The following is a 26,392-nucleotide window of genomic DNA, read 5'->3' as shown; positions in this document are numbered from 1 at the left end:
GTCGGTGACGCAGACCAACAAGCGCTTGACGATTACGAAGCTGCGCTCGCCGAGGCGGACGCGATGGCTGCCGGGGACCCTGACTTTGAGCGGTAGGTAGCCCCTTCTCGGCGAAGGCCAGAAACGAATAACCGTATGTTGCACTCGCTCTTTTTTGGGTCTTGCGATGTGACGGGGCTTTCCTAGCCCAGGGCGTGCCGTGCGTCCCTGGGATTTTTTTGTTTAGCGGATTTTCGCCCTTTCCGATTGACCGGGATTGGCGATCGGAACCTTTCGATGCCTAGCCCGCATGATTCACGTAGGCTGGCAACAAGGTCGCACGTGCTGCCGGAGCGGCGTCAATGCCCTTTTGTCATGCGCAGTGTGCGAGTGGAGATGACGAGCCATTTGCGACCGAAGTTCCGGCACAGCAAGCATTGACTTGATCCGGCCTACATCGGTCATGAATCATCCGGGCTAGCACCGTTGCTACAATGATGCTTATCGTTTCGTTGTGACCCAGATGTTCCGGTAACGCACAGGATTTCCGTGATCCTGCAAAAAGATCGGCCCCTTCTCTGGGCCCGCCTTGTTTGGGGCCGCTGTCGTGTGATGAGGCAACTCAAGATCCTGATGGATGACCACGCCGTTGTGCAGAACGGTCATGTTGGGATGCTTGACCAATTCGCCTTCGTTGTTGTACTCCGCAGCTGTAAAGTCGATATCGTAGGTTTGCCATACGAGCGGTGGGTAGCACAGATTCTGGTTTGGCTTCGATATTTTGTAGATGCCACCGCACTCGTTGTCCTCGCCTTCAAGGCCGAAAGAGTCGAGCATTTGCACTTCGTAACGCCCCTGCAAGTAAATGCCACTGTTGCCACGTGCCTGACCTCGAGCTTCGGGCATGTAAGGCAAGCGAAACTCCACATGCACGGAGTGGCTGCCAAACTTTTCCTTGCTTGATGTGCCCGATTTCCCCTTTTCCCGTGGAGCAAACGCAAGCAGTTTGCCATCCATCACGGCGTGATCCCATTGATCCGTTGTCGTCCCATCAAACAGAACCTTTGCATTCTGAGGCGGCTGCTTACCAAGCGTTTCGCTTCTGCGTTCGACTCTCTTCAGCTTTCCGATTGCCTCGCCATTCTCAACGATCGTGATCACGCCATCTTTCAGGATTCCGATTCCCTCCTCCGACTCGAACACGATCGATCCGTCGTCCTTGATCGACGCTTCGGTGGAGGAGTGCTTATTGCCATTCCAGCCGTCACCCGGAAGTCCACCAACATACAAGGTGGCAGCGAATTGGCCTTTGCCGAGTGCGACGACCTGTGCGCCGCACGTCGATTCGCCCTCGATGTCAACGTTGCCAACGTACTCTCCTTGTTTTAAGAAATCAGGGTCCTGTTCACCCGCCTCTGCAGGGTCCGTCCACACCCTTTTGGGGGCATCTTGTGCATGAGTGGCAGTAGGGCAGCAAGCGGCAAGCAGGCTCGCAACCGCGAGGAAGCGAAGTGTTCGGAATCGCATGATAAAGATCCAAAAAGTGATCAGGGTGAGTGAACAGGTGCCGCGGTCGGTTGACCCCGGCACCCTTAGGAACGGCACATTCTACCCGAGTAAGAGATCGTACGGTTATCCCGAGCTGAAACCCGGAGGTAATCGCAGCGCTGGACCGCATCGAACACAATAAAGAGAGTGGTCTCCCTTTCGTAAACACGTTTAGCTGCTCCTCTATGTCTCCCCCGTTTTTTTCGGGGGAGAAGGGCCGGGGATGAGGGAGCCAGCATTCATGGGCGATCCTTGTCCAGATCCCAGTGACGACAACAAAGGTAACGATCCGGTGGCTCCTCCAAAACAACAACTCCAAATTCTTTTCAGAATCACTCATTGGGGTGTGGTGTTCGCCGAGAAGCGTCAAAGAAAAACGCCCACACGGACGGCAACACACCAATCAGGATGGTATAACCGTGTGAACGAAGACCATCAAACATTAGAGCCCCCCTTCCATGAGACTTCCACTAACGATCGCGTTCCTTGCATTTGCATACGGGTCGCCTCTTTTGGGGGCGGACCAGACGACGGATTGGATGCCCCCCAATGTTCTGCTGATCTATTCGGATGATCAAGGAACCTTCGACCTGAACTGCTACGGATCCCAAGACCTTGAAACTCCAAACTTAGACAATCTTGCCAAACGCGGAGTTCGGTTTACGAACATGTACTCACCGTCCGCCATCTGTTCGGCATCGCGTGCAGGGCTCCTCACCGGCCGATTTCCCGTTCGGGCCGGTGTGCCGGGAAACGTCTCGTCGCAAGAGGGTGTTGCGGGTATGAGTCCGTCAGAAGTCACGATTGCCGAGCAGCTGAAAGCTGCGGGCTACGTCACCGGCCATGTTGGAAAATGGCATCTCGGCTATACGAAAGAAACGATGCCCAACGCCCAGGGTTTTGATACGTCGTTTGGCCATATGGGCGGCTGTATCGACAACTACTCTCACTACTTTTATTGGCAGGGCCCCAATCGTCACGACCTTTGGCGAAACGCGGAAATGACGTGGGAAGACGGAGCTTATTTTCCGGACTTGATGGTTCGGGAATGTAAGAGCTTCATGGAAACGAATCGAGACAAACCGTTCTTTCTCTATTGGGCACTGAACATCCCACACTACCCGATGCAGGGCGAGAACCGGTGGCGTCAGCATTATCGGCATCTCGAGTCTCCTCGCAGACAATACGCCGAATTGGTTTCGACGATGGATGAGAAGATTGGCTTGGTGCTCGATCACCTCGAGGAGCTTGGGCTGACGGACAAAACCTTGGTGGTCTTTCAGTCTGACCATGGGCACTCGACCGAAGAGCGGGCCTTTTTCGGTGGCGGAAATGCAGGTGATTTGCGAGGTGCCAAAGGTTGCCTGTTCGAGGGTGGCATTCGTGTCCCCTCAATCGCCTCGTTGCCCGGCGTGATTCCAGCCAATCAAGTTCGGGAGCAGCTGGCTTGTGGGATCGATTGGTTTCCAACGGTTAGCGAGCTGTGTGGCGTTGAATCCTTCCGCAAGCCACTCGACGGAAAAAGTCTGGTGAATGTGTTGCATGATCGGGACGTTGCGACCCCTCATGATTTTCTCTATTGGCACTTGGGTGGCGGAAAGAGGCCACAATGGGCGATCCGTGACGGAAACTGGAAGCTCCTGGGTAACCCAACCGATCGAAGCAATAAGGCCGAGGTTGAGACGACGAAGGACGGATTGTTTCTCGTGGATCTCGGCAACAACGAGGAGGAAAGGACCAACGTGGCAAACGGAAACACGGAAATCATCGAACGGTTGCAAAGGCGACGCTCCGAAATCCTCAAAAGTCTCTCCGACAATCCCTAACCCACTCCTTGACGCATCCTGTTTTCAACCTCTTAAGGTAATCAGATGAAGCTTGATAATCGCATGGCCCTGATCGTCGCTTGGATCTGCATCGGCGCGGCGGTCTCTGTTGCGGCGCGGCCGAATATCTTGATCGCGATAGCCGACGATCAGTCGTATCCGCATGCGTCCGCCTACGGCACGGCGGCGATTCAGACTCCGGCGTTTGATCAAGTTGCAAAGTCAGGGATCCTGTTTCGCAATGCCTTCACTCCCGCCCCGGGATGCAGTCCGATGCGGGCAGCGTTTTTGACGGGCCGCGAAATCTGGCAAATTCGTGAGGCGGGAACGCACGCGAGCTACTTCCCGCCCGACCTTCCCGTGTTCACCGATCAATTGTCTGACCACGGCTATCATGTCGGAATGACCGGCAAAGGATGGAGCCCAGGTTCGGCGAGGGGTTGGCCACACAATCCGGCTGGAAAGGCGTACAGCGATCGAAAAATGGAGACTCCCACGGGAATCAGGAACACCGATTATGCCGCGAACTTTTCCGACTTCTTGAAGGAACGCCCGTCGGGCCAACCTTTCTGTTTTTGGTTTGGATGTAGCGAACCCCATCGAGACTATGACCGAGGCATCGGGAAAAGAAATGGCATTGACCCCGATCAAATCGAGCTGCCCGGATTCTTGCCCGATAGTGATGAAGTTCGCTCGGACGTTGCCGACTACATGTTTGAAATCGAGTGGTTCGACTCGCATTTGCAGCGAATGCTCGACGAGTTGCAACGGGCTGGCGAACTCGACAACACGCTGGTGATCGTGACCAGCGACAACGGGATGCCGTTCCCTCGTGCCAAAGCAAACCTATACGAATACGGCATTCACATGCCACTTGCGATCAGCTGGCCCGCGATGATTCCCGCCGGGCAGGACAATGACGACCTCGTCAGCCTCATCGATGTCACCCAGACGATTTTTCATGCCGCAGAAGTCGCGCCCAAGCAGGCGGATCAAATGCCGGGACGCAGTCTGCTCGGTCACTATTCGAATCTCTCCGACGAGATAGCTTCGCCGCGCGACGGGGTTTTCAGCGGGCGAGAGCGACATTCATCCTCTCGCTTTCGTTCGCTTGGCTATCCCTGTCGTTGCATCCGGACCAAGACGCATTTGTACATTCGGAATTTCACGCCCGAACGCTGGCCAGCGGGCGCAGCACAGAAGTTTGACAAGGCAAAATATGATGGCGATGGCAACTTGATCCAAAGTCAGCTGGGAGACGCACTCGGCGGTTTCCACGACATCGACAATGGACCAACGTTACAATGGATGATTGCCAACCGGGACCAAACGAACGTCGCTCAACTGTTGGCCGCAGCCGTGGACCTTAGACCGAGCGAGGAGCTGTACGACATCCAACGCGATCCCGCCTGCCTCGAAAACCTCTCTGAGGAACCATCTGCAAAGGAGATCAAAGCCGATTTGGCAAGTCGTTTAACCGAATACCTGACGCAAACCGGAGATCTACGACAAACCGATCCCAAAGCAGCCAACGTTTGGGAAACCTATCCGCGACTCAGTTCGCTGCGGTGGTTTCCGATTCCCGATTGGGCAAGGGATCACCCTGATCTCGTCCCGCAACAAGATTGGTTGGAAAAACGCCGACCTCGTTAGAACCCGTTAGACCTTTTTGTGAATCGACCAAGCGTGTTTCTTGGATCTCCGAGCCGTTACGCCAACCGCCAACAGGATGTGCTATGCGTCGTACCATCATTTTCCTCGTTCTATTGATGCTCTTCGGTGGTCGAGCCATTGCCGCCGACTACCCGATTCAACCGGTGCCGTTTACAGCGGTTGACGTGGGCCCTGGTTTCTGGCAGTCGCGAATGGAAACGAATTCTCGGGTTACGGTGCCCTATTGCTTTGAACGCTGCGAGCAGACGGGTCGGATCCGCAACTTTGTGGCAGCAGCCAACAAAGACCCAGAAGGCTTCGAGGGCATTTTCTTCAACGATTCCGATGTATTCAAGATCGTCGAGGGCGCTTCCTACACGCTGGCACTCAAGTTCGATCCGAAGCTGGACAAGTACTTGGACGATTTGATTGCGAAGTTTGCAGCAGCTCAAGAGCCGGACGGCTACCTCTACACCGCCAAGACGTCTCAGTCGCGCGGACGCTACGGACAAGACCCGCGATGGACGGGATTGGACCACAGTCATGAGCTGTACAATGTCGGTCACATGTACGAAGCAGCGGTGGCCCATTTCCAAGCAACCGGCAAACGAAACTTTCTCGATCTTGCCGTCAAGAACGCGGACCTAATCGATGAGGTGTTTGGCCCCGAGCCGGGTCAAAGAACGGATGTGCCGGGTCACGAGGAAATCGAAATTGGGTTGGTTCGTCTCGCTCGAGCGACAGGGGAACCGAAATACCTCGACTTGGCCAAGTTCTTCGTCGACATGCGCGGCAATGAAGACAAACGCGAGAAACTTTACGGACAATACGCCCAGGACCATGCCCGAGTCGTCAGCCAGTCGGAGGCGGTCGGCCATGCCGTTCGCGGTGGCTACTTCTACGCCGGTGTGGCTGACGTTGCGGCAATGACGGGCGAATCCGAATACATCGACGCGATCGATCGCATCTGGAACGACGTGGTCGGCCGCAAGCTCTACTTGATCGGTAGCGTTGGCCAACAGGGAGCGGGCGAAGGCTACGCGGGCGCTTACAAGTTGACGAATTTGAAGGCCTACAATGAAACCTGTGCAGCAATCGCTCTGGCCATGTGGAATCATCGAATGTTTCTACTGCATGGTGACGCCAAGTATGCCGATGTGCTCGAACGAATCGTCTACAACGGCTTTCTGTCGGGTGTGTCGCTCAGCGGAGATCAGTTCTTCTATCCCAATCCCCTTGAATGCGACATGCGTTTTCGCTTCAACCAAGGTGACTTACAACGGAGTCCCTGGTTCAATTGCTCATGCTGTCCGAGCAACGTGGTGCGATTTCTGCCGTCGATTCCTGGCTACGCTTATGCGGTCCGCGATGACGATTTGTATGTGAATCTGTTTCTCGCCGGAAAGGCGACCGCCGACTTGGCGTCGGGTTCCGTCGAATTGGTGCAACAGACCGACTACCCGTGGAGCGGCAAAATTCGCATGACCGTCTCTCCCGAAAGCACGCAACGGTTTGGCTTGCGATTGCGGATACCGGGTTGGGTGCGCGGCGAGGTGCTGCCGAGTGACCTTTATCGCTATGAAGATGTAACGCCGGCCGATTGGAAACTGCGCGTCAATGGCACCCCGGCCCATGCCCCTCTCGTTGACGGGTACGCGATGCTTGATCGCCTTTGGCAACCAGGCGACGTTGTTGAGTTAGACTTGCCGATGCCAATACGCCGAGTGTTGGCGAACGAGCAGATCGAATACGACCGTGGCCGGGTGGCGTTTGAGCGGGGACCATTGGTTTACTGTATCGAGGGTGCTGATCATGACGGGCAAGTCCTCGATACGTGGTTGGCCGACAACACGACACTGGCACCCGAACATCGCCCTAATCTATTGGGCGGAATCACGGTGCTGACCGGCAGCGCAAACGCCGTCTATCGCGATGAGGATGGACAGTCCGCGAATCGCGAGAAGCCGATCACCATGATCCCCTACTACGCTTGGTGTCACCGGGGTGCTAACGAAATGGCGGTTTGGATTCCGCGATCCGCCGACCGGGCTGTCGTGGCCCCGTTGCCGACGATCGCGTCGACAAGCCAGGCTTCCGCGTCGCATTGCGGCCGAAGCGACACCATCGAGGCTGTTAGCGATCAGATGGAACCGCAGCACTCCGGCGATCATGAAATCCCCCGTTTTACATGGTGGGACCATCGTGGCACAAGCGAATGGGTACAGTACGATCTCGCCAAACCGACCACCCTTTCGAACGTCAATGTCTATTGGTTTGACGACACCGGCCGTGGCCAATGCCGAGTTCCCAAGTCGTGGAAGCTTCTTTATCGCAGCGGTAGCGAATGGAAACCCGTCAAGATGCCATCCGAGTTCAGCACCGCCAAGGATCAATGGGCGATCGTTGAGTTTGATCCAGTCAAGACCGACGCCGTTCGAATCGAAGTGGAATTGCAGCCGACGTTTTCCGGCGGAATCCTAGAATGGCGGGTGAATTGATCGGGGATGGTGTTCAATCACCCCGCGCTGTCCACAGGATGCCACGCTCGAGAACGTCGCAAAACCCCGAGTTGCTCCAAGCTTCTGGGTTGTCGCCCAACGTCAAAACGAACACCCGGCACTTGCCGACTTCCCTCGCCCAAGCAACCTCTTTCATGATGTCTTTGTGTTCCGCCGTCAGCAGAATCCTGCTTTGGCCATCATGCTCGCCGTGCAGCACGTAGCCCTCGTCAATCGTGTCAAAATCCGTGGTCCCCTGGGTCACAGGATGGTCTTTGTCAGCCACTTCAACTCGTAGGTCAAGTTCCGGCTTCCATCGGAAGTTGCGCTCATCATGGCCAATCACTTGATCCCAGAAATCCCACTTTTCCCACGCCAGCACCGCATGATGCAGGATCACGATCCCCTGTCCGCGTTCAACGATCTGCTCGAGAGCTGCCTTGGCGTCCCCGGCGTAGTGAGCGCCGACCTCCGGAGCCTCACCTCGCTCCATGCCGTAGAAGACCACCGCGTCGTAGGCGTCACGAACCGCCTCGGAGCTCGATGCGAAATGTTCCAGGTGCTGTGGATACGCATCCACGCCCGGCAGTTCGCGAAAAAGCTTGTAGAACTCCGGCACGTCAAACGAGTGTCCGCCCGTAACTACGGCAACACGCACCGCGTCCGCGCTCCCATGAGTTGCCCCTTCCTTGGATCGAGCGGTTGGCGTCGCTGGCCTAGAACAGGAACCCAAAACAACGCAGACCCCTGCCACGAGAATGGATGCAATTCTTGATTTCATGGCAACGCTTTGCAGTTGGTTGATTCTCGAAAACCTGACGGATGCAATTGTAAGGCAGTTGTTTGCCATCTTCAACGCGACCGCGGCTCACGTGAGGGGCGCCACGCCGCGCCAGCTTGACGGCGTCACTTTCCTCTTCCTACAAGCACGAAGCTTGCGCTCCGTGCTTGTATTTGCAACGTTTCCGCTCGAAAGTGGCGTTATCCAGATCGGCGATTTCTCGACGACATTCAAATATTGGGGAGCGGGACGGTATAGAAACAGCACGGTTCATCGGTAACGCTTAGATTTTTTAGCCCTCCCACGGAATGGGTGGGTGATCGTATCCAGGCTGGCGGTTTTCTTAGGCATCACAGGGCAAAAAGAAAGCCGATGGAGGATAGGGCGCATTGGATGTCACTTCTCCGTTATACTCAGCTTTGCCCAGTCAAACGAAGGCAGGCTCTGCTGCGGAGCAACCTGCCGAGGGATAACTGGGTCAGGAAGGGAACCGTTTCTCGCTGGGAAAGGGTCGAACGAGCGCGTTTTTCCGGGGTTTCTTTTTGGACATCGAGATAGCATGACGCGGAACATACTCTTTCTGCCCTGAACTGTCTTAAAAAACCGGGGGATCGGCATGAAGATGGAAACAGCTACCCACCCATTCCGTGGGAGAGCCGATTTTTTCCTCACAACCTGCATTCTTAATAGTTGAACTATGGCATTTTTCTCTCTCATTCTTGTTCGAGGCCGACATTGGGTCGGTCGTTTTCCGCGAGCGATTGCGGCTGCAGTGCCAGGGCAGTCGGCCAATCCCTTTTCAAGCTTCACCGTGGAGGATGCAGTGCGGCGATGGCGTCTTGTGCTGCTTTGTGTTGTCTTCGTTGCTTTCGGAATCCAGGGTTGGATAGCTCCCCCGCTAGCGGCTGCGGAGCGGCGTCCCAATTTGTTGTTGATCCTTGCAGACGACATGGGCTACGGAGACCTTGGTTGTATGGGGAGCGAGTTGCTGCTTACGCCGCATCTCGATGCGCTTGCCAGTTCGGGAGTGCTATGTGAACAAGCCTATGTTGCGAGTGCCGTCTGCTCTCCTTCGCGGGCTGGATTGTTGACGGGGCGTGATCCTCGCCGGTTCGGCTACGAAGGGAACTTGAACAAAGCCGATGCGGGGTACGCCACGCGGCCGGAACTGCTTGGTTTGCCGGGAAACGAACACACTCTCGGTGATCACCTTGGTGCAGCAGGCTACGCGACTTGTTTGGTTGGGAAGTGGCATCAGGGTACGGGGCAGCCCTTTCATCCGAATCGGCGAGGCTTTGATCATTTTTGTGGCATGCTCGGTGGTGGCCATGGCTATTTTCCTGAGCCAGGCAAGAATCAGTTGGAGCGAAACGGAGAGCCGCTGAATGAGTTCTCAAGTCCCTATTTGACGGATTTCTTCACCGACGAAGCTTTGCAATGGCTGCAGTCGCGTGAGGCGAACGCTGCGGAGCAACCTTGGTTTCTCTATCTTTCCTATAACGCACCCCACACACCGATGCAGGCGACGGAGGCCGACCTGGCGGTCTTCGAGCACATCAAGGACCCGCGCCGACGCACTTATGCGGCGATGGTCTATGCGTTGGACCGTGGCGTGGGGAGAGTGATCGAGTATTTGGATCAGCATTCGCTGCGAGAAAAGACTCTGGTTGTTTTTCTGAGTGACAATGGCGGTGCGACTAGCAACGGCAGTTGGAATGGGCCACTTTCGGGCGCCAAGGGTTCGCTGCGTGAAGGAGGGGTGCGAGTGCCGACCCTCTACAGTTGGCCCTCTCGTCTTCCGGCGAAATCGAGGTACCGCGGTGTGGTTTCTAGCCTAGATTTGCTGCCAACGTTCATGAGTGCTGCTGACGCAAAACCGTTGCCGCTTCAAGAAACACTATCGCATCAAGATCGCAAGAATCACGGCAGAGCGAGCAAAGAATATGGCGACTACGACGGTATCGACTTGTTGCCGTTGTTGGACGCTGAACAACCGGAGGCGTCGAGGCGGTTGTTCTGGCGCCTGCAAGGGCAGGCGGCGGTGTTAAAGGGGGCGAACAAACTCATGCGACCCTCACATCGTCCCGCTCAGCTGTTTCAGCCAGCCACGGACCTTGCGGAATCGAAAGATCTGGCTGGCCAAGATGCGGAAACCCTGGGCAGTTTGTTCCAAGAATTGGCGGATTGGGAGTCATCGTTGACAACGGTTCCGCTATGGGATTCTTCGCCGTATTGGTCAGAGGAGAGCGCCCAAATCTATGATCGCTGGGTACCAAAAGCGGAGCCACGGTAGGCCGAGCACTCGGTTCCACGTTGAAGCGATGCTTGGACAACCGGATCGGGGATGCGGTTGTCCTTCTTCAACGCACGGGTCGGTTCCGTTTACGGATTCCCGTTGGCACTCCGCTTTGAGTTTATGCGTGGGCGATCAGCAGCGTCAGCAGAGTTTGGAGTTGGCATCTGAGCGCCAACGGAGGCAAGCCATTGATGCAACTGGTTGCTGAGTTGCATGGTTTTCTCCGGGTTCGTGCTGGACAAGTCGTCCTGCTCACCAACATCTTGGGCCAAGTCGTACAATCGCACCGAATGATCTTCGTAAAACTCGATCAAGCGAAAATTGCCGGAGCGGATGGCACTGTAGGGTGAGTCACCGCCCGCATGGTAATGCGGATAGTGCCAAAAGAGATCTCGCTCTAACGTTGTGGAGGTGTTCCGCAACAAAGGGGTCAAGCTTTGACCGTCCAGCGTCAACGAATCAGTAGCAACTCCCGCGATCTCCGCGATCGTGGGAAACAAGTCGGTCGTGATGACCGGATCGTCGCAAACTGCCCCCGCCTTGGTTACACCTGGCCACGACACGATCGCTGGCACTCTTACGCCCCCTTCGTAGGCGGACCCCTTGCCTCGACGCAAGGGTAGGTTCTCGGTGAAGCCATCATGAACGCCGTGACGCTGTGTTAAACCTCCATTGTCACTGATGAAAACGATGACGGTTTCTTCGGTCAAATGATGCTCGTCAAGCTCGGCGACGATTCGCCCGACGCTTTGGTCCAAGCTGGCCACCATCGCTGCATAGGTTGGATTGTTGTGGACCGCATTGGGGTCCACCCTCTGCTCGAAATACTCCACCAGATCGGCCCGACCTTGGATTGGCGTGTGAGGAACATGGTAGGCGAAGTAAAGGAAGAAAGGATCTGCTTGAGATCGCTCGATAAACTCACACGCCTTGTCGGTCAATAAGTCTGTTAGGAAAGTGGATTTGGATTCGCCCTTGGATGGCTGCTTCAACAGATAGCCTTTCCTTGCGTTACTGGGCGGTTCAAACGTTTCGTCAAAACCTTGATCGGTCGGCAACGTTCCTGCCATGGCGTCACCCCGCCCACTGAGATGCCATTTGCCAATGTGTCCCGTGCGATAACCAGCATCATGCAGCAGTTCCGCAATGGTTGTTTCGGTGGGTTCAAGTCGTTTGTTCCAGTCGGGGATCCGCAACTTAGCCGATGGATTGGATTGTCCCGGAATGAAATCTGTCAGATGCAGTCTCGCTGGCGACTTCCCTGTCATGATTGAGGCTCGAGTTGGTGAGCAAACCGTACAAGCCGAGTAGGCAGCCGTGAATTTCACGCCTCTCGCCGCCAAATTGTCCAAATTCGGCGTCTCGTAGAAGTCACTACCAAAACAACCCAGCCCCGTCCAACCGAGGTCATCGGCGAGCAACAAAACGATATTGGGTGGGTCGGCGGCGAGGATTCGTCCGGCGTGCAGGTTGGCGAGAAGCAGCAGGCTCGCGATCAGGATGTTGAACCGCCCAACGCTCGCCGCGGGTTGGGGCAGTGTGCCCCGTTGAGCGTCTCTGCCTGCGTTCTTCAAACATGTCGGCTGCTGGTTCATCGAACGTCCTCTTTTCGCGTCTTGGGTAGCATCAAACCTCATTTGTTATAACCGTTGTGTCGTTTGCCTGCGACTTGATGGCCACATTGTCCAGGGCAACTCACTTGCACAGGGAAACGGGGTCAGGTACCAAGAGTGCGAAGCACCCTTCGGGTCATTTGGCTCTTGTTACCTGACCCCGTTTCCGATTAGCTCCCCCATCCTTTACAAAAATGCTCGAGCACTTTTTCAACAAGGGTTGACGTTGCAAACGTAGCGACACTCGTCTGAACGTAGACTCCCGTCTGACGACGCTATCGAGCTAATCGTCTTTTTGAACGCCTACGGGTTGGAACAATCGCACGAGGGCGTCCGGTCTAGTGAACCGTTAGAGTTCCAATCGAATAAAAGCCGTTGTCGTCCTTGAGTTTCGGACGCAGCGGAAGCAGGACCGGCTTCTGTTCCGCGGGGCAATGCATTTGGATTGCGATCTCGTAGGCTCCCGTTGCCAATGACGTCCATTCGGGAACCACGTAGGTCTCGCTGTAGAGCGGTGAATCGTCAGCCGGCATCCAGCGCATGTTACACGCATCGACGGTCGAAATGACGCTCTGTCCATCCGCACTTGTCAATCGAATTCGAAGTTTATAAGGATGATAGGCGGGGGCGACGCCACGATTCTCCCACTGAACTGCGATCGTCGCTTCTTCCCGAGGATTCGCTGGAATGGTCACACGATGCGGAAAGTACCAATAGCCACACTTGTTGAGCAGTTCAACACTCAATTTGGGATTCCCTGGAAACTGCATCCACTGGTCGGCTGCTCCATGGTATCCAATGTAGGTGGCTCGCATGAGTTCGATGGCACCGCGCAGGAAATCGGCTCCTGTCGCATCGTGTTTTGAAAGTGGCGTCCCCACTTCCCCTTCCCATTTGCCGTTGTCGGTATGATGGCGTAAATGCTGCAACTCGAGAACGGTTGGCGTTTTTCGGTAAACATCCTCGAAGAGCTCTGGGTGTGCCACCGAGAATGTCTCACCATAGGTTTCAACGTACCAGTCCACCAAAATGCTGTCGTCTCGGTAAGTCATTCCATGATCGATAACGTATTGGTGAAGTTCCTCTCGCCCTTCCTTGGTGGGGGCCTTGAAAATGAAGTCATCGACAACGACAAGCTGCGATTCCTTAAAGTATTTCGTATGCAGCTGAAGGTGCTTCATCCGAGTTTGCCAATCACATTCCATCGTGCTGCCGTAGTGGACGTGGCCTTCGCCCCAATCGCCAATGCTTCCGATGTCGATGTAACGTAGCCAGGGTTTGCCGTCGTAACGAGCGGCAAAGGCTTGTAGGAAATTCTCTAGATTTTGTAAGAAGATCGGATCATCAAATTCCGGCTCCCAGGGCAAGGACGGGTCACCCGGTGGTTGGTCGCGGAGGTAGTAATTCCCTTTGGCCCCCAGCTCCATGACCCACTTGGGTGTCGCAAATTGCTGTTCGATCGGTTGCCTTCCCGTTTCCTTGCAAGTGATGCGAAACGAAACCTTCAGTCCCAGGTCAGTCCACTTCTCAATTTCGCGATCGATGATCTCCCAGTGAAACTTGCCTTGCTCAGGTTCCAAATAGGCCCACGACAATCGTAAATAGATGTGGTCCATCCCAGGAACGGAGAGCAGTTCCTCGTCACTCGCAGGGATGTATTTCTGTATCCCGTTGTCAAAATAGTGGTGATACCATCCTTTGTGTGGGTTGGCCAATGGAATCGACGTGTCGAAATCGGGTTTTAAGTCAAACGTTGTCGATTGAGCCGACGCAACGGAGGGCAGGAAGATGCAAACAAGGGCGAAGCAGCGAATTCCCCATGCGATCGCCAGGCCGTTTGCCTGTTGCGGTTGGAGCTGAGTTTCAAGCCTGCGATGAGCGTTGCCGAAGCGACTTGGCATGGCACGAGCTCCTTCCGTTGCTCTCCGTCTATCCATTCTGACTCCGCCTCTTGTAAAAAGATGCGATGCCGCCAACCGCCATGCAGCATAGAGCCACACAGCCACTCGGTTCGGGGACGCTGGTTGCAAAGCGTATCTCGCTGATTTCAAAGGACGCGGTGGATGGAATGCCGTTGATATCGAGCGTTAGGCTATACGCATCGGACAAATCGGCTCCTGCGAGTTCAGACATTGGAACCGCCACTCGGAAGGGCGTTACCGATTCAGGAATCGAAAACACAGTAAAATCCGAACCACTCGGCGATGAAACACGAACCGTTGCGTCAAGTGGGCCATTGCCTCCAAAGAACGCCTGGTTGAAGTCAACGATGTAGAACTGTGAGGAAAAAGGCGAAAGATCAAACGTGTTGATACGATCACCGGGAACGTGCGTCAAAAGCAACCGTCCGTCGAATGCGTTGGTGAAAACGGGATTGTTGGAAGCGTAGGAAAGCATGCCTCCACCGGATGTATCCACCGCTGCCACGATTAAGCCCAGGGAGATTTCTCCCTGAATCGTCAGCGCCCGTCGGCCATCCAAAACCTGCGAGCTGTCTAGCCCGTTGAGATCGGACCGCACATTGTTGTCAGCAGCGTTTGCGACCACGCCTTGGGTTCCGACGGAAAAGGTATCAATGATCGCCGCATGAGTCATGCTCGGGATGACAAGGAGAACAGCAATGCAAGGCAGTCTCATTCGGTACTCCAGCGAGTGATGAAGATATTATCTGAGGATGGCGGAGCCTTAGGCCAAAACGGTTACTTCACACACATTCTCGCAGCTACTTTGGCAGAAAGCAAATAGGCTGCCAGGAAGCTGAGCGGTGCTCTGACCGTCGCGGATGGTCCGATGCGATGCATTCTAGCTCGCAATCGGTTACAACAGTGTCAAACACAGACGATGTCTTTGAAGAAAGCCCTTGCATGAATGATTCGAAACCGAACACCGACGCTGAGTCCAATCAACCGACGGTGGAACCTCCGTCGAAAGAGGAACTGAGGCTCGCCATGAAGGCGTTTCGAAAACGCCTGAAACTCACCCGTCTCGACGATGAATCGAGACTGGGACGTGGCCCGATGTCATCCGGCCAAGCCTCCGGTGTCGTTGGGATTAGGCCGCCCGATCAATTCCCCAAAGCGGTATGGCAAGAATTGGCCAATCAGGGAAAACTGAAACGAGAAGGAGGCGGACTCTATTCGATCGTTGGCTCGTGATTTTCAAGGCTCATCCGGCGGAGGCGTGCGCAGGAGGTTTTCGAGGCATCTCTCCGGTGTCCAATCATTGCTGGCAGGAGCTATTTTCACTTGTTATCGTGCAGTTGCCGGGAGAAACGGAGTCGAGCTCTGCAGAGGTGCAACTTGACAAGGGATATCCCGGTCGACGGTGCGCCAAGGGTGCTACCGGTTCCCGGCGGACGACCGTCCGTCGGGGACTCTTTTCTAAGAGATCATTGGACACCGGAGCCATACCTCGAAAAAACCTCGAGTCTGGGTTCCGCGCGCTTCCGTCGGATGAGCCCTTTTCAATGGGTTGTATAGACCGTCAGTCCCTTATCTTGGGTGTCGGAGATCCAATCATCCAGCAGGCCTGCCAGTTTGTTGCGCACTGCCTGGTGCTGCGCTGAGTCCGCCAGGTTGCGGACTTCAAAGGGATCCTCCTGTAAGTCGTAGAGCTCTTCGAGCGGTTTCTGTTCCTGCCACATTAGCTGCTGGACTTCATTCAGTTTCCCCTGCTCGTTCAGGGATTTGAGGATGGGGTACATGGGACGGTTCTGCTGGACATAGCGACATTCGTGGTAGCCGTTCTCTGGCGTATAATTGCGGATGTATTTGAATCGTTTTGTTCGCACGCAGCGGATGTGATCCATCACTTCATCGATAAGATCCCGTGCCGCGAAGACATGTTCGCGCGTTTGGGCACGTGGTCCAAGGATAGGATGCCCATCAAGATAGTCTGGAAGTTCGATTCCTGCGATGTCGAGGATGGTCGCGGAGACATCGATCATGCTCACGAGTTCGTCGGAAACGGTCCTTTCCGGAACCTCACTCGGCCAACGGATGATCAGGGGAACCCGGATTCCGGCGTCGTATAACCAACACTTACCGCGCAGGTGGCACTGACCGTTGTCGCCAATGAAAACGACAACGGTGTTGTCGGCAATCCCCTCGTCTTCCAAGCGTTGCAGGATCTCGCCCATTTGTCCGTCGATGTATTGAATCGCTTCGAGATATCTCGCCCAATCGGCGCGGACAACAGGATGGTCAGGGAAATAGGGCGGAATTTCGACTGCCGCAGGATCAACGGGACGCTTGGAGGTCTTGTGGATTTCCGCCCATCCGTCTTTGAGGCGATGCGAGGATCCAAGCGTGATTTGGGCGAAGAAGGGTTGCTGTTTGTTTCGTCCTTTCCAATCGTTGCCATCGAACAACGTCTCGGCCGCAAAGTTCAGGTCGGTCTTGTTGGAGTAGCCGCAGCCCAGTGCGGTGTAGTAGCCTGCCTGTTGAAGCAGATACGTGATGGGCTTCATCCCGTCGGGCAGCACGATGCCTCGGCGCCGCTGGTCCTGAGTGTCGGTGCGGGTTTGGTAAACGCCGATCATCATGGCATTGCGTGAAGGCGTGCATGAGGGTGCGGTGCAAAAGGCGCGGGTGTAGCGCGTCCCCTGTGCCGCCAGTCGGTCGAAGTTCGGTGTCAAAACCGCAGGGTGTCCGTAGCAGGAGAGTTCATTCCCCATGTCCTCACCCATCACCCAAATGATGTTCGGACGATCGTTTGCAAACGCCATGGACGACGAGATCAAACAGAAGACGACGGCTTTCAATAGATTCTTCATCAATACTCTCTATGCTGAGTGGCTCTACTTGATTACCGGTTCGGTGAACAGGGTTTCCGCGTTCTGAACTCCAAAGCCGATGTAGTTGATGCTCGTCACCGACTCGGAAAAGTTCGATTCCATCTCAACTCCGTTTACGGTCAGCTTCAAACTGCGTGCGTCGAGATCAATGACCGCCGTGCAATCCAACTCTCCTTCGCATTTGCATGCTTTCTCGGGCCCGTCCCACTTGCCAACGTTCTCGAACAGTGTGATTTGGTTGGCGCCGAACCAAGCCCCCGCAACCACCGCCGCCGTCGCATCTTCATCGCTGCTGAGCACGATAAAGCCGTTCTTGGTGCTTGCGTTGTTGGCAGCTTTCATCTTCCACGAAATGGTGGCGGATCCCGAATGGATACTCCGCGGAATGGGCTTCAGCACAACGGATGGAACGGTACCGGACGATTTCACACGGTATCCGTAAGGATCTCTCGCAAACGTCGCGGTTCCTCGATAGCCACCTTCATAGTGAGTCGGCTCCACCAGACTTGAAACCGGTTTCACATGCGGTGTGAAGTCATCGCTCGCCTCGGGCAATGAGTCGCCGTCGAGTTTGATGAGCATGCCGGGCGCGGAGAGATCTCCATCGTCACCCGCCGAGGTCCCGACCCTGTCAATCAACTCCCCATCGATGATCATCTTCGTGCTGAGAAGCGTGACTTGATCTTTGATGTCAACCGACTGATCCGCCAACAAATCTTGAGCCCAGACGTGGCGGATGCCTTCGATCGAACCTGCGAACTCAAGTACCAATTCGTCATAGTGTCCGGCTATTCCGATTGGCTGCGCGGCGTTTTTGATCTTCACCGTGACCTTCGCTCGGGGATGGAACCAGTGATTCTCAGGTTTCACACGCCCTTCGGTCGCGATGCCGGTTGGGCCGTTCGGATAGCTCGTCGCGCAAACGTAAGGTGGCTCGCCTTCGATTTCCACCTCTGGCAGCGGCATGTTCCTTGCCATGATCGCTGGAGCGCTTTGGCTAACCAACTTCCCGTAAGTGTTGGCGGCCCACGTATCCCACTCGGTGAACTCGCAGCGATCGATCAGTTCGTTTTCCGATGACAGGTAGACTCCCTGCCCAGCTGGGAAGGCAGGTGCGAGTCGTGCCCAGCGTCCAAAGCGTTCTACTTCATTGATCCGTTTCTGCATATGCCGTTTTCCCGACAGCTGGTGGTGCAAATCGCGTCCCTTTAGCGTTCGCTCGTTCCAATTCGGATGGCGTTTACTGGCGACCAACACGCCGAGGCCGATTGCCGTGTTGCAGTCGTCCTGCACGTTTAGGATGCCGCGGTACTTCGGCTGTTGCTGAGTTTGCTTCAGGATGTCATGCGTGCGACGCAGCGTGGTCACGGACATCAGCAGGGGGGATGAATCGTAGGTTCGAAACGTATCGGTGTGCTGGAGAACACGCAGCATGTTCTGCTGTTGGTTGCCTCCGACCTCGTAGACCGAAGGGTACGACGTCAGGTCTTGGTCCCATTTCGGATTGATGTTCCCTCCAGCCCCGGTGACATATTCCAGTATCAATTCCGGATCGAGTTCTTCTTTGGCCTTGAAAGAATTGAATTCGTGGACGTCGCCACCGTCGATCTTCCAGTAGCGAATGCCGGCGTACTTTGACCATTCGACAAAGGTTCGAGCTTGCTCGGGCGTGACATCTCCGCGAGTCCACAGACCAAGTGAATCCCATCCCAGAGCCTTGATCTCTCGATTGAAGACCCGCAGTCGCTCTTTCGGCTCGAGCCCCGCATACCTTGGGAAATCTCGCGGGTCGGCAATGAGGTTAAAGAAAGCAGGGCCTCCGGCGATCCGTTCCGACGGCTCTTTCGTTTGCCAACCGTGATCGATCAGAAAGATGAAATCGCTGCGATCGCGATCGAAATAGGTTGTGGCCCAGCCGTCTTTCTCGTTGAACACGGTGTGGTCGTTCAATTCCTCACGCGCATTCGAATTGGTCACCCGCTTTAAATCTTGCAAATCCGTACCGCGTCCAATCCAGTAATTTTGGGCGTACCACGTGCACCAGTAGTTCGCAACACGATCGGGCGCGGGCGGGACCAAGTTCGGCCCTTGTGCCCATGTGGATGCGGTCAACAGCAAGTAGACGATCCCAATCATGGTGACTCTGGTTGTCTGCTTCTCAATCATGCTATTGCTCGCCCTTTTTGAGGTCGGGATGGATTCATTTTGCTTCGTCCGGCAAATCTTTTCGGATTCGATGTTGTGCCAGGATCTCCAGACCGCCCAAACGAATACCATCGGCGAACATGATGCCGGCTTGTTGTCCGTAAGGAGTGAGCGTTTACTTCAGTACGATGCTTAACGTCACGGATCCTCCGCTGGGGAGTTCAAGTTCGCGTTGGTTGGGGTGGCTAGCGGGACCTACGACTGCGGCGCCGTCTTTAATCGAAAGCCGATAGATTTCATTGGGTAGTTCCAACAGAATCGTTTGTGGCTTGGCAGAAAGGAGCGTGACCTCAACTTGCTTTTCTTCCCAACGCAACCGCTGGATCTCGATCACCCCACGACACAGCACCCCTTCGATCTGGCCTTTGGGCCATGCCGCAGGGAGGGCGGGCAAGAGTTGGATCTTACCCGGAGCCGATGCCGCCAACATTTTGATGATCACAGCGGGCATGCCGCCGCTAATGTCCATATTGAATAGCGAACGATGGTTGTGCATGGAGGCGAGATTGTTCAGCCAGAAGCGGTTCACGAGATGCTTGAGGCAATGGTAGGCCAGTTCGCTTTCGCCGAGACTGGTGGCTGCCTGGCCCAATTGCACCAGCCCGAACGACATGAATCCTCGCTGGTTGTTTCTCCAATGCTTGTCGAGTTTGTACTCGATGCTCTTCTTGAAGGCGGCCCGCAATTCGGGGCTACTCGCAATCTCTTCCGGCATTCCATCGAACAATGGGTAAAGTTGAGAAGAGTGACGGTGGCTGTCGTTATTTTCCAGTCGGGGCGTCAGCCATTCCTTGATGATGCCATCCTGATCGATGCTGTAGTCTGGCATCTTGGCAAGCATGGCTTCCCAGATCGGGATTTTGTCTTCATTGCAACCGAGTTCTCGTGAGGCTGCGATCGTGTTGCCTAACAACTGTTTGGCAACCGCGACGTCCATGGTGGCGTTAAAGGAAGCTTGCGAGTTGGAGTTGCCTGGCGTGTTTTCTGGTGATTGCGTCGGAGAGAAAACGAATTTTCCATCCGCTCCCTCGTAAAGGTAGTCCTCAAAGAACAAGGCTGCCTTCTCCATGAATGGCAGCGCGTGATTAGCAAGAAATTCGCGATCACCCGTGTAAAGGTAGTAGTCGTAAAAAAAGTGGGCTGCCCAACCAGCGCCGCCGACCCACATGCCGCCGGCAAAGTTCGGGTTCATGGCGTTGTTGAAGCCATGTGTCGTCGAACGCGACGGCAGCACGACGCCACGGGCTCCGAACAGATGCTTCGCATTGATTTCCATCCAAGGCACGATTGATTCGATGTAGGACGTGTAGGCCGGCATCAGTTCGGGCAGGTTTCCCATCAGGTTGGCAGCGATCGCAGACGGAACATTGCCGTTGTGGGTGAAGTCACTGGCCCATCCGGGAACATAGGTCCCGCCCCAGACCCCTTGCAGCGTGGGTGGCAGCTCGCCAGTACAAGAAATGATGTTATAGCGAGCCGCATCAAACTGCTTTTCAATCAACGCTCGATTGGGATCGTCGTAGCTGGAGAGTTCCAGCAGTTCTTCGGTCGATCGGTGATGATCCGCGCCACCACCGAGGTCGAGACGCACTCGGTTGAACAGCTCACCATGAATGTTTGCGTGGTCATCGAGAAGTTGTCGGTAGTCAGCCGGAAGTTTCCCGAGGGCGACCTTCATTTCCTCTGTCGCCGATTTCTCGGGATCATGGAGCAGACGGAGGTCGACGAGTACGAGGATGCGGTCCGCGCCACGGACGACAAGCGATCCGTTGTCTTGTGGTTCGGTTTCCCCAGCCGTGGCCACAACCCTCGCGAAACCTTCCAATGCGTGAATGCTTCCGGGATAAGCCCTCGAGAAGCGATTGCTGTACGTCAGCCAAGAATCGCCCGCAGTTCGCTTGATATCGGAAACGTGCTCTTGGAAAACTTCCGCGGAGCGTTTGTTGATGTCGGAATCCGAATTGAATTCGTCGCTTGGTTCCCGTGGTACTAGCGCGATGCGACAATCGAGCGCCGAGTTTGGTGCGGTGAACAGCATCGCCGCGATGCCGGCCGCGCGTGACACGAACATGCGACGCTCGAAGACACCGCGATCGTCCGCCCAATGGATGGTCGTTTCACCGGTTTGGAAATCCACCGATCGGGCGTAGTCACGGATTTCGCCGTGCCCCTCGCTCTGAATCGTCAAGTCAAATGCTGGCACAAAATAGTCGGGATACATGAAGCCGCTTTGGCCTGAAAGATTGAACTGAAGTTCGCAGGCCTGTCGGTAGAGTCCCCGATCGATGAGCCGCCGGATCTCGAACAATCGGGCTGACTGATCGACGGGCATCACGGGGGCGCCCATCGGAAGGAACAGTCGCTCGTGGGAAAGGATCACCCTCTCGTCAAGCGGACGGCTCAAGACATTGATGCCGATGGTCCCGTTTCCCGAGATCAATCCTTCTTCCCAACTCTTTGCGGGAAGCGTGCTCACGAAGCCACGGCTTGGAACCGCCAGAGGTTCCGAGGCAACCGTGTGAGCTGCGATCAGAGCCAAGGTGGTGGCAAGGGCCACCGTCATTATGGTAGGGGTCGGCCGTGTTCTAATCATCGTGTTGTCTTCGGCTGAGGGGATGCAAAGGTGGGAGTCGATCGGCCAAGGATGACCACAATCCGTCGGTTGTCGGCGATCTCAAGGGCTTCTATCAATCGTCTTAGCTGGACAACGCCACTTTGTGGGCGATTTACCGCAAGTTGCCGAATCAATCTCGGACTGAGCGGCAAGACGCTAGCCGCCAGTATTTCATGGTCCTAACCAGCGGCTCGCGCCTTGCCGCTCAGAAAATGGCGCTGTCCAGTTAGGATGGGGCTATTAAGAGGTTAACGTGTCGCATCGGCAACGGAAAGCGTTCTGATCGTCGTTTTCGGTGTTTGATTCACTGGCTTGCCCTTCGAGCTTGAATGAAAATAAAAGTGGCGCTTTCCAGCTATCCCACAGCCGCCGTGATTCACCATCTTAGTTCCTGGGCAGCCAAGTTTCAGGTGCATCAAGCATCAAGGGTTCGTGAAAGACGGTGACTTCGTCACTTTGGGACTTCATCCATTGCCGAAGTTCAGCGAGCAAATTCTGCTTGACCGAGGTAAAGTGTGGATCACTCGCTAAGTTGACCTGCTCGAAGGGATCGGCAAGCAGATCGTAAAGCTCAACCTCCGGTCGTGCGTGGTACTTCGCCACCACCGCCGCTGCTTTCGGATCCGACTTGGCCAGTTCTTGCCACTGCTTGAAATAATCGCCCGAGGTTTCGCGAAGCAGTAAATCGATATGCGTCGTGAAGGCAAACTCAGGATGAGGATTGTAAATGAGTTTGAATTGCGACGTACGAATGCAACGACTCGGATAGACGTTCATCTTTCGATCACCGCTGTGCGTCGCAAAAATCCTTTCACGGTGGGACGTCGTTTCACCACGTAAGACAGATAAAAAAGAACGCCCATCGATCTCCGCAGGCACCTTACCACCAGCCAGGTCGATGACCGTGACCAACAGGTCGACCCAATTGACCATCGCGCTGGTCCGAGATCCGAGTTCAATTTGCCCCGGATGCGATACGATCAGCGGAACATGGATGCCCTCGTCATACAAGCACCACTTTCCGAAGGGAAACTGGGCACCGTGGTCACTTGAAAAGACAAAAATTGCTTCTTCACCAAGATGTTCTTGCGTCAATTCTCGCAACTCGGCCAGATACGCATCCAAGTCTTTAACTTCTTGCAGATACCTTGAACGCTGCACGCGTGTTCGAGGCGTGTCAAGCAAGGTCGGCGGCAGCGTGATCTTGTCCGGCAGAATCGTTGATTCACTGGGCCAAGGGACATGAGGGTTCGCGGTTCCGACAAACAATGCGAGCGGCCGCGTGTCGGTCCGATCATCGAGAAACTGACGAACGTTTTTCCGAAGGGAAGGAAGTTCCTTTTGCAGGTCGATCACGTCAAAACCATAATCGACCGCACTCTTGCCGTGCGCGACTTTTCCGAATGCAGCCGTCTGATAGCCAAGCTCCTTCAGCAGCTGGGGCAACCGAAGCACCCCACTGCGAGGATAGCTGTGATTCTCTTCCGCCCCATTTTGTGCCGGCATCAGCCCCGTCAATAACGCAGCACGACTGGGGGCACAGGACGGACTGGCGACGAACGCAAGATCGAACGTCATACCGACCGAAGCCAAATCATCAATCGCGGGCGTTTGAATACTGGTTCCGCCATAAACAGGCAAATCCGCCGCCGACAAATCGTCGGCCAAATAGACGACAAGGTTAGGGCGTAGTCGGTTGCCGCCCGAATTGTCGCGTGACACCGCCCCTGCGGAATCGCCAAAGCAGAAGCAGCCTGCCAACAGCAACAGCAAACCACGGTTGTAGTATCGAGTCATGATGCTATCTCATTCCGGTTAAAAGTCTTTATCGTGTCGTGTGGTCATTCGCTCGTGACAGCTTGTCGAGAGGCGGGCACCGAAGCGTCAATCGGCGACAGCCATGGCTGCTTTCACCTGTAACAAGCATCAGCGCCGAGCGATTCAAAATGCAACGACTCTCCTCTCTACGGGTTCAAAATTCTCGATCGTCATCATGATATCGAACCTTCGCCGCCTGTGCTTGCCAAAAGGATCGAGCGGCGCGCACGAAGGGCACTTGCACGGCGAGCTCATCGGCTGGCAGCTTTCGCAGCCGAAGTTCGTATTCGCGGAGCCAATCCTGAAAGAACTCGACCGCTTCCGACGTGATTCTCCCACGACCATTGAATTCGACATACCATGGGGCACTCATCGCTGCTCGAAAGTGGTCCTCGTACAACGTCGCCACTCGGACGATCACCCAACTGCTCTCTTCGAGCTGCAGCGGTGGGATCACCCCACCCGCTTTCGCGAATTCATCCAACCGAGCACTGTAATGGACGCGTCCATTGCAAATCACTTCGAGATAATCAACCGGATCTCGCACGGTCAGCTGTACTTCGGGACGCAGTTGCAGCAGTTCTCCTGATTCGGCCACGAACACATGCCCGGGAATCTCGCCGTTCATCGTCGCTTGCAACATCGGTCCATTCGTTGCGATGCTATGACCTTTCCAAGCCGCCTGCCACCAAGCTTCCTGACTCGAAACCGCTTGCACCATCAGACCGCTGGGGTTCGAAGTGCGCTGCAAGGGATTGGCAACGTACAACCGGTTGTATCCGACGGGATTGGCCGAGCCGAAAGCCTGATTGTTGACAACGCGTCCCGAGCCGCTGCCGGCAAGCGGCGGGATCCGCAACCCTGATTCCAGCAGGTTCCAATAGATTCGTTCCGCCCAACGCCCCAATTCCGTGGGATGGTCGGTGCGCGGCGGTTGTGGGTCACGACCACTTGCAGCGGAGAGGCGTTGTCGGTCGATTTCCAACCAATCACCGAAAACGAACATGCCGTCGACCCTGCCGCTGGCCAACCAAACCGGCAGGGGCCAGGCGAACGGATTCTCGACGGCGACATGAATGACTTCACTGTCCCGGGGAACTTGGGCCAGTCGCGTGACAGCAGGCAAGCCGACCTCCGAGACGTCGGCCCCCGCGTCGTCATTGCCTGCGTCGTCATTGCCCGCTCGCTCGGTCAACGCTACGGAATCGACGCCGTAAAACACCAATCCGGAATCCTGCACGACATCTTCGCGGATCCAACAGGGTGTGTTCTCCGGCGGATCGTCTGCATCTCGTCCAGCGATGGGTTTGGCGTTGACGTGGCCCAGCACCGCAGCGACATGCAAATCTTCAGCCGCCATTCTGAGCGGCAAACTATTTGGGGAAGCAGCGACCAAGCAATCGCCGCTCGTCCAACCCGCTTCGAGCATGTCGATCATCCGCGGCAACTCAACGCGATGCTCGTCAAGCGAATCACGCTCAAGAACAAACGTCCCCCGAATCACACGATACTCGGGGCCTCGTGTTAGCCGGAACGCATAGTTGCCATCCGGAAAGGACAGCTCAAGCGAGCGGTCGATCACCACGCCAATGGCATCGTTTCGTACCGATGGCCCCGCCGGAACGGTTTTGCGAATGGGCATCAACTTCCCATCTGGGGCGCCGCGAAATATCTCCAACCGCGCCGAAACCGGGTTGCCTGTCGCTTCATCGGAAACGACAACCGTTAAAGAACCGCCTGCAAAGAGTGTCGAGGCCGACAAAAGGACCAACGACAAGCAACGGAGCGTTGATTTTACTGAGCTACCGCTGCTGGCCACCAAGGGAGCTCGGTAGCGTGACGTCGTCCTTGCCCAGCCCACCATTACGCCTTCAGTACCGTTGCTTCCATAATGGTGAAGATTGAGAGCGGCGTCGGCTTGTAGCAACGATCAAGACGGATCGGCAAATCCTCGACCGTTTCTCGCAAATCCAAATCGGTTCGCCACCCAAGATGTCGAGTCAGGTTGCCCGCCGAATCAACAACTTTGGCGATCACGGGGTTCCCGCTACGAAAATGATTCACAATCAAGATGCGGCCACCAGGCCGACACACGCGAACCATTTCTCTCATCATCGCTCGCGGATCCGAGACAACGCTGATGGTGTGAAAGGAAGTCACCACATCGAAAACGTCGTCGGCGAAAGTCAGCGATTCGGCATTCATCGGCAACACATCGACGTGATCCCAGCCGCGATCCTCGATCGCTTGCTGTGCCTCGCCCAACATGGCTTCCGACAAATCGACGCCCGTCAAACGGATGTCGCGTGGATAGCTATCGAGCGACAATCCGGTTCCTACCCCGACCTCCAACACCTTACGGCCCGAGGCGATATTCAGTGCCGAGATCGCACTGCGCATGTTCTTCTTTGCCACCGCTGGCCACAGTCCTTGGTAAACAGGCACCAAATTGTTGTACAATCGGCTGCGGTGAGGCTGAATCGTGTCCTGTGCCTTCGTTGGCGTAGCGCTACTCATGGATGTAAAAACCTCTTCGGTGGATCAATCATCCGGCCTCTGCAATGTGAAGACCTTGTAAGAAGCATGGCAGTTTTCGCGCCTGAGTCAACAGCTGCTGAGAACGCCAGTGTGGTTTTGTAAGTTGTTTTACTAGAACGCTTTATAGCGATTGCGTTGAAGGAGACACCTGGCCAATTTCGGCTGCATTATTACACCACCGATACAAACCTCCGATACGGAAGTCCCCCGCTGCGCCGCAGCGCACCC

At 55.4% G+C, this 26,392-nt stretch carries 17 protein-coding genes; 6 read left to right on the top strand and 11 right to left on the bottom strand.

Features of this window, described 5'->3' with window-relative positions:
- Positions 1-480: 480 nt before the first annotated feature.
- Entirely contained in the window at positions 481-1,506 is a 1,026-nt protein-coding gene (locus Poly41_RS06585) for a 3-keto-disaccharide hydrolase (protein ID WP_146525143.1), read from the bottom strand.
- Between the two features lie 479 nt (positions 1,507-1,985).
- Between Poly41_RS06585 and Poly41_RS06580 the strand changes: the two genes are divergently transcribed.
- The 3 genes from Poly41_RS06580 to Poly41_RS06570 all read left to right on the top strand — a co-directional run bounded on the left by Poly41_RS06580 (position 1,986) and on the right by Poly41_RS06570 (position 7,504).
- A complete protein-coding gene (locus Poly41_RS06580) occupies positions 1,986-3,353 on the top strand; it encodes a sulfatase-like hydrolase/transferase (RefSeq protein ID WP_197231119.1) in 1,368 nt (455 codons plus the stop codon).
- 45 nt (positions 3,354-3,398) lie between these two features.
- On the top strand, positions 3,399-5,006 hold the full coding sequence (locus Poly41_RS06575; RefSeq protein ID WP_231615467.1) for a sulfatase family protein: 1,608 nt from the start codon (positions 3,399-3,401) through the stop codon (positions 5,004-5,006).
- Between the two features lie 83 nt (positions 5,007-5,089).
- Positions 5,090-7,504: a glycoside hydrolase family 127 protein gene (locus tag Poly41_RS06570; RefSeq protein ID WP_146525142.1), complete on the top strand. Its 2,415-nt coding sequence runs from the start codon at positions 5,090-5,092 to the stop codon at positions 7,502-7,504.
- Positions 7,505-7,517: 13 nt separating this feature from the next.
- Here Poly41_RS06570 and Poly41_RS06565 read toward each other — a convergent pair whose 3' ends face one another.
- Positions 7,518-8,162: a ThuA domain-containing protein gene (locus tag Poly41_RS06565; RefSeq protein ID WP_197231118.1), complete on the bottom strand. Its 645-nt coding sequence runs from the start codon at positions 8,160-8,162 to the stop codon at positions 7,518-7,520.
- A gap of 100 nt (positions 8,163-8,262) precedes the next feature.
- On the opposite strand from Poly41_RS06565, the gene Poly41_RS33855 reads away from it, so the two are divergent.
- Both Poly41_RS33855 and Poly41_RS06560 read left to right on the top strand, forming a co-directional pair.
- Positions 8,263-8,565 (top strand): hypothetical protein, encoded by a 303-nt coding sequence (locus Poly41_RS33855; RefSeq protein ID WP_197231117.1) that lies wholly within the window; start codon positions 8,263-8,265, stop codon positions 8,563-8,565.
- A gap of 417 nt (positions 8,566-8,982) precedes the next feature.
- A complete protein-coding gene (locus Poly41_RS06560; protein ID WP_146525140.1) occupies positions 8,983-10,578 on the top strand; it encodes a sulfatase-like hydrolase/transferase in 1,596 nt (531 codons plus the stop codon).
- An 89-nt stretch (positions 10,579-10,667) separates the two neighbouring features.
- Here the strand turns inward: Poly41_RS06560 and Poly41_RS06555 are convergent, their stop codons facing one another.
- From Poly41_RS06555 to Poly41_RS06545, 3 genes are all read right to left on the bottom strand, one after another.
- Entirely contained in the window at positions 10,668-12,176 is a 1,509-nt protein-coding gene (locus Poly41_RS06555; protein ID WP_146525139.1) for a sulfatase, read from the bottom strand.
- Positions 12,177-12,532: 356 nt separating this feature from the next.
- Positions 12,533-14,095, bottom strand: coding sequence for a DUF4832 domain-containing protein (locus Poly41_RS06550; protein ID WP_197231116.1), 1,563 nt, complete (start codon positions 14,093-14,095; stop codon positions 12,533-12,535).
- 28 nt (positions 14,096-14,123) lie between these two features.
- Positions 14,124-14,831 carry a hypothetical protein gene (locus Poly41_RS06545; RefSeq protein WP_146525137.1) on the bottom strand — a complete coding sequence of 236 codons (708 nt, stop codon included), beginning with the start codon at positions 14,829-14,831 and terminating at the stop codon, positions 14,124-14,126.
- A 227-nt stretch (positions 14,832-15,058) separates the two neighbouring features.
- On the opposite strand from Poly41_RS06545, the gene Poly41_RS06540 reads away from it, so the two are divergent.
- Positions 15,059-15,349, top strand: a complete 291-nt coding sequence (locus tag Poly41_RS06540) for a hypothetical protein (RefSeq protein WP_146525136.1) — start codon at positions 15,059-15,061, stop codon at positions 15,347-15,349.
- Between the two features lie 308 nt (positions 15,350-15,657).
- On the opposite strand, the gene Poly41_RS06535 is transcribed toward Poly41_RS06540, so the two are convergent.
- The 6 genes from Poly41_RS06535 to Poly41_RS06510 form a co-directional block, all read right to left on the bottom strand.
- Positions 15,658-16,968, bottom strand: a complete 1,311-nt coding sequence (locus tag Poly41_RS06535) for a sulfatase family protein (protein ID WP_146525135.1) — start codon at positions 16,966-16,968, stop codon at positions 15,658-15,660.
- A 24-nt stretch (positions 16,969-16,992) separates the two neighbouring features.
- Entirely contained in the window at positions 16,993-19,155 is a 2,163-nt protein-coding gene (locus tag Poly41_RS06530; protein ID WP_197231115.1) for a hypothetical protein, read from the bottom strand.
- 154 nt (positions 19,156-19,309) lie between these two features.
- A complete protein-coding gene (locus Poly41_RS06525) occupies positions 19,310-21,787 on the bottom strand; it encodes a glycosyl hydrolase family 95 catalytic domain-containing protein (RefSeq protein WP_146525134.1) in 2,478 nt (825 codons plus the stop codon).
- 405 nt (positions 21,788-22,192) lie between these two features.
- Entirely contained in the window at positions 22,193-23,605 is a 1,413-nt protein-coding gene (locus Poly41_RS06520; protein ID WP_146525133.1) for a sulfatase family protein, read from the bottom strand.
- 175 nt (positions 23,606-23,780) lie between these two features.
- A complete protein-coding gene (locus tag Poly41_RS06515; RefSeq protein WP_231615466.1) occupies positions 23,781-25,268 on the bottom strand; it encodes a CehA/McbA family metallohydrolase domain-containing protein in 1,488 nt (495 codons plus the stop codon).
- Between the two features lie 221 nt (positions 25,269-25,489).
- The gene (locus tag Poly41_RS06510; RefSeq protein ID WP_146525132.1) at positions 25,490-26,143 is read right to left on the bottom strand and encodes a class I SAM-dependent methyltransferase; all 654 of its coding nucleotides are present in this window, start codon (positions 26,141-26,143) and stop codon (positions 25,490-25,492) included.
- Positions 26,144-26,392: the final 249 nt, after the last annotated feature.

This window comes from Novipirellula artificiosorum (assembly GCF_007860135.1).
Classification (GTDB): Bacteria; Planctomycetota; Planctomycetia; order Pirellulales; family Pirellulaceae; genus Novipirellula_A; species Novipirellula_A artificiosorum.
The sequence above is the reverse complement of the archived record's forward strand: the minus strand, read 5'-3'. Positions and strand labels throughout refer to the sequence as shown.

Bases quoted from the DNA above. Each gene is read 5' to 3' on its own strand.
- Poly41_RS06585 (WP_146525143.1), bottom strand. From the start codon at position 1,506: ATGCGATTCCGAACACTTCGCTTCCTCGCGGTTGCGAGCCTGCTTGCC.
- Poly41_RS06580 (WP_197231119.1), top strand. From the start codon at position 1,986: ATGAGACTTCCACTAACGATCGCGTTCCTTGCATTTGCATACGGGTCG.
- Poly41_RS06575 (WP_231615467.1), top strand. From the start codon at position 3,399: ATGAAGCTTGATAATCGCATGGCCCTGATCGTCGCTTGGATCTGCATC.
- Poly41_RS06570 (WP_146525142.1), top strand. From the start codon at position 5,090: ATGCGTCGTACCATCATTTTCCTCGTTCTATTGATGCTCTTCGGTGGT.
- Poly41_RS33855 (WP_197231117.1), top strand. From the start codon at position 8,263: ATGGATGCAATTCTTGATTTCATGGCAACGCTTTGCAGTTGGTTGATT.
- Poly41_RS06560 (WP_146525140.1), top strand. From the start codon at position 8,983: ATGGCATTTTTCTCTCTCATTCTTGTTCGAGGCCGACATTGGGTCGGT.
- Poly41_RS06555 (WP_146525139.1), bottom strand. From the start codon at position 12,176: ATGAACCAGCAGCCGACATGTTTGAAGAACGCAGGCAGAGACGCTCAA.
- Poly41_RS06550 (WP_197231116.1), bottom strand. From the start codon at position 14,095: ATGCCAAGTCGCTTCGGCAACGCTCATCGCAGGCTTGAAACTCAGCTC.
- Poly41_RS06545 (WP_146525137.1), bottom strand. From the start codon at position 14,831: ATGAGACTGCCTTGCATTGCTGTTCTCCTTGTCATCCCGAGCATGACT.
- Poly41_RS06540 (WP_146525136.1), top strand. From the start codon at position 15,059: ATGAATGATTCGAAACCGAACACCGACGCTGAGTCCAATCAACCGACG.
- Poly41_RS06535 (WP_146525135.1), bottom strand. From the start codon at position 16,968: ATGAAGAATCTATTGAAAGCCGTCGTCTTCTGTTTGATCTCGTCGTCC.
- Poly41_RS06530 (WP_197231115.1), bottom strand. From the start codon at position 19,155: ATGATTGAGAAGCAGACAACCAGAGTCACCATGATTGGGATCGTCTAC.
- Poly41_RS06525 (WP_146525134.1), bottom strand. From the start codon at position 21,787: ATGATTAGAACACGGCCGACCCCTACCATAATGACGGTGGCCCTTGCC.
- Poly41_RS06520 (WP_146525133.1), bottom strand. From the start codon at position 23,605: ATGACTCGATACTACAACCGTGGTTTGCTGTTGCTGTTGGCAGGCTGC.
- Poly41_RS06515 (WP_231615466.1), bottom strand. From the start codon at position 25,268: ATGCCCATTCGCAAAACCGTTCCGGCGGGGCCATCGGTACGAAACGAT.
- Poly41_RS06510 (WP_146525132.1), bottom strand. From the start codon at position 26,143: ATGAGTAGCGCTACGCCAACGAAGGCACAGGACACGATTCAGCCTCAC.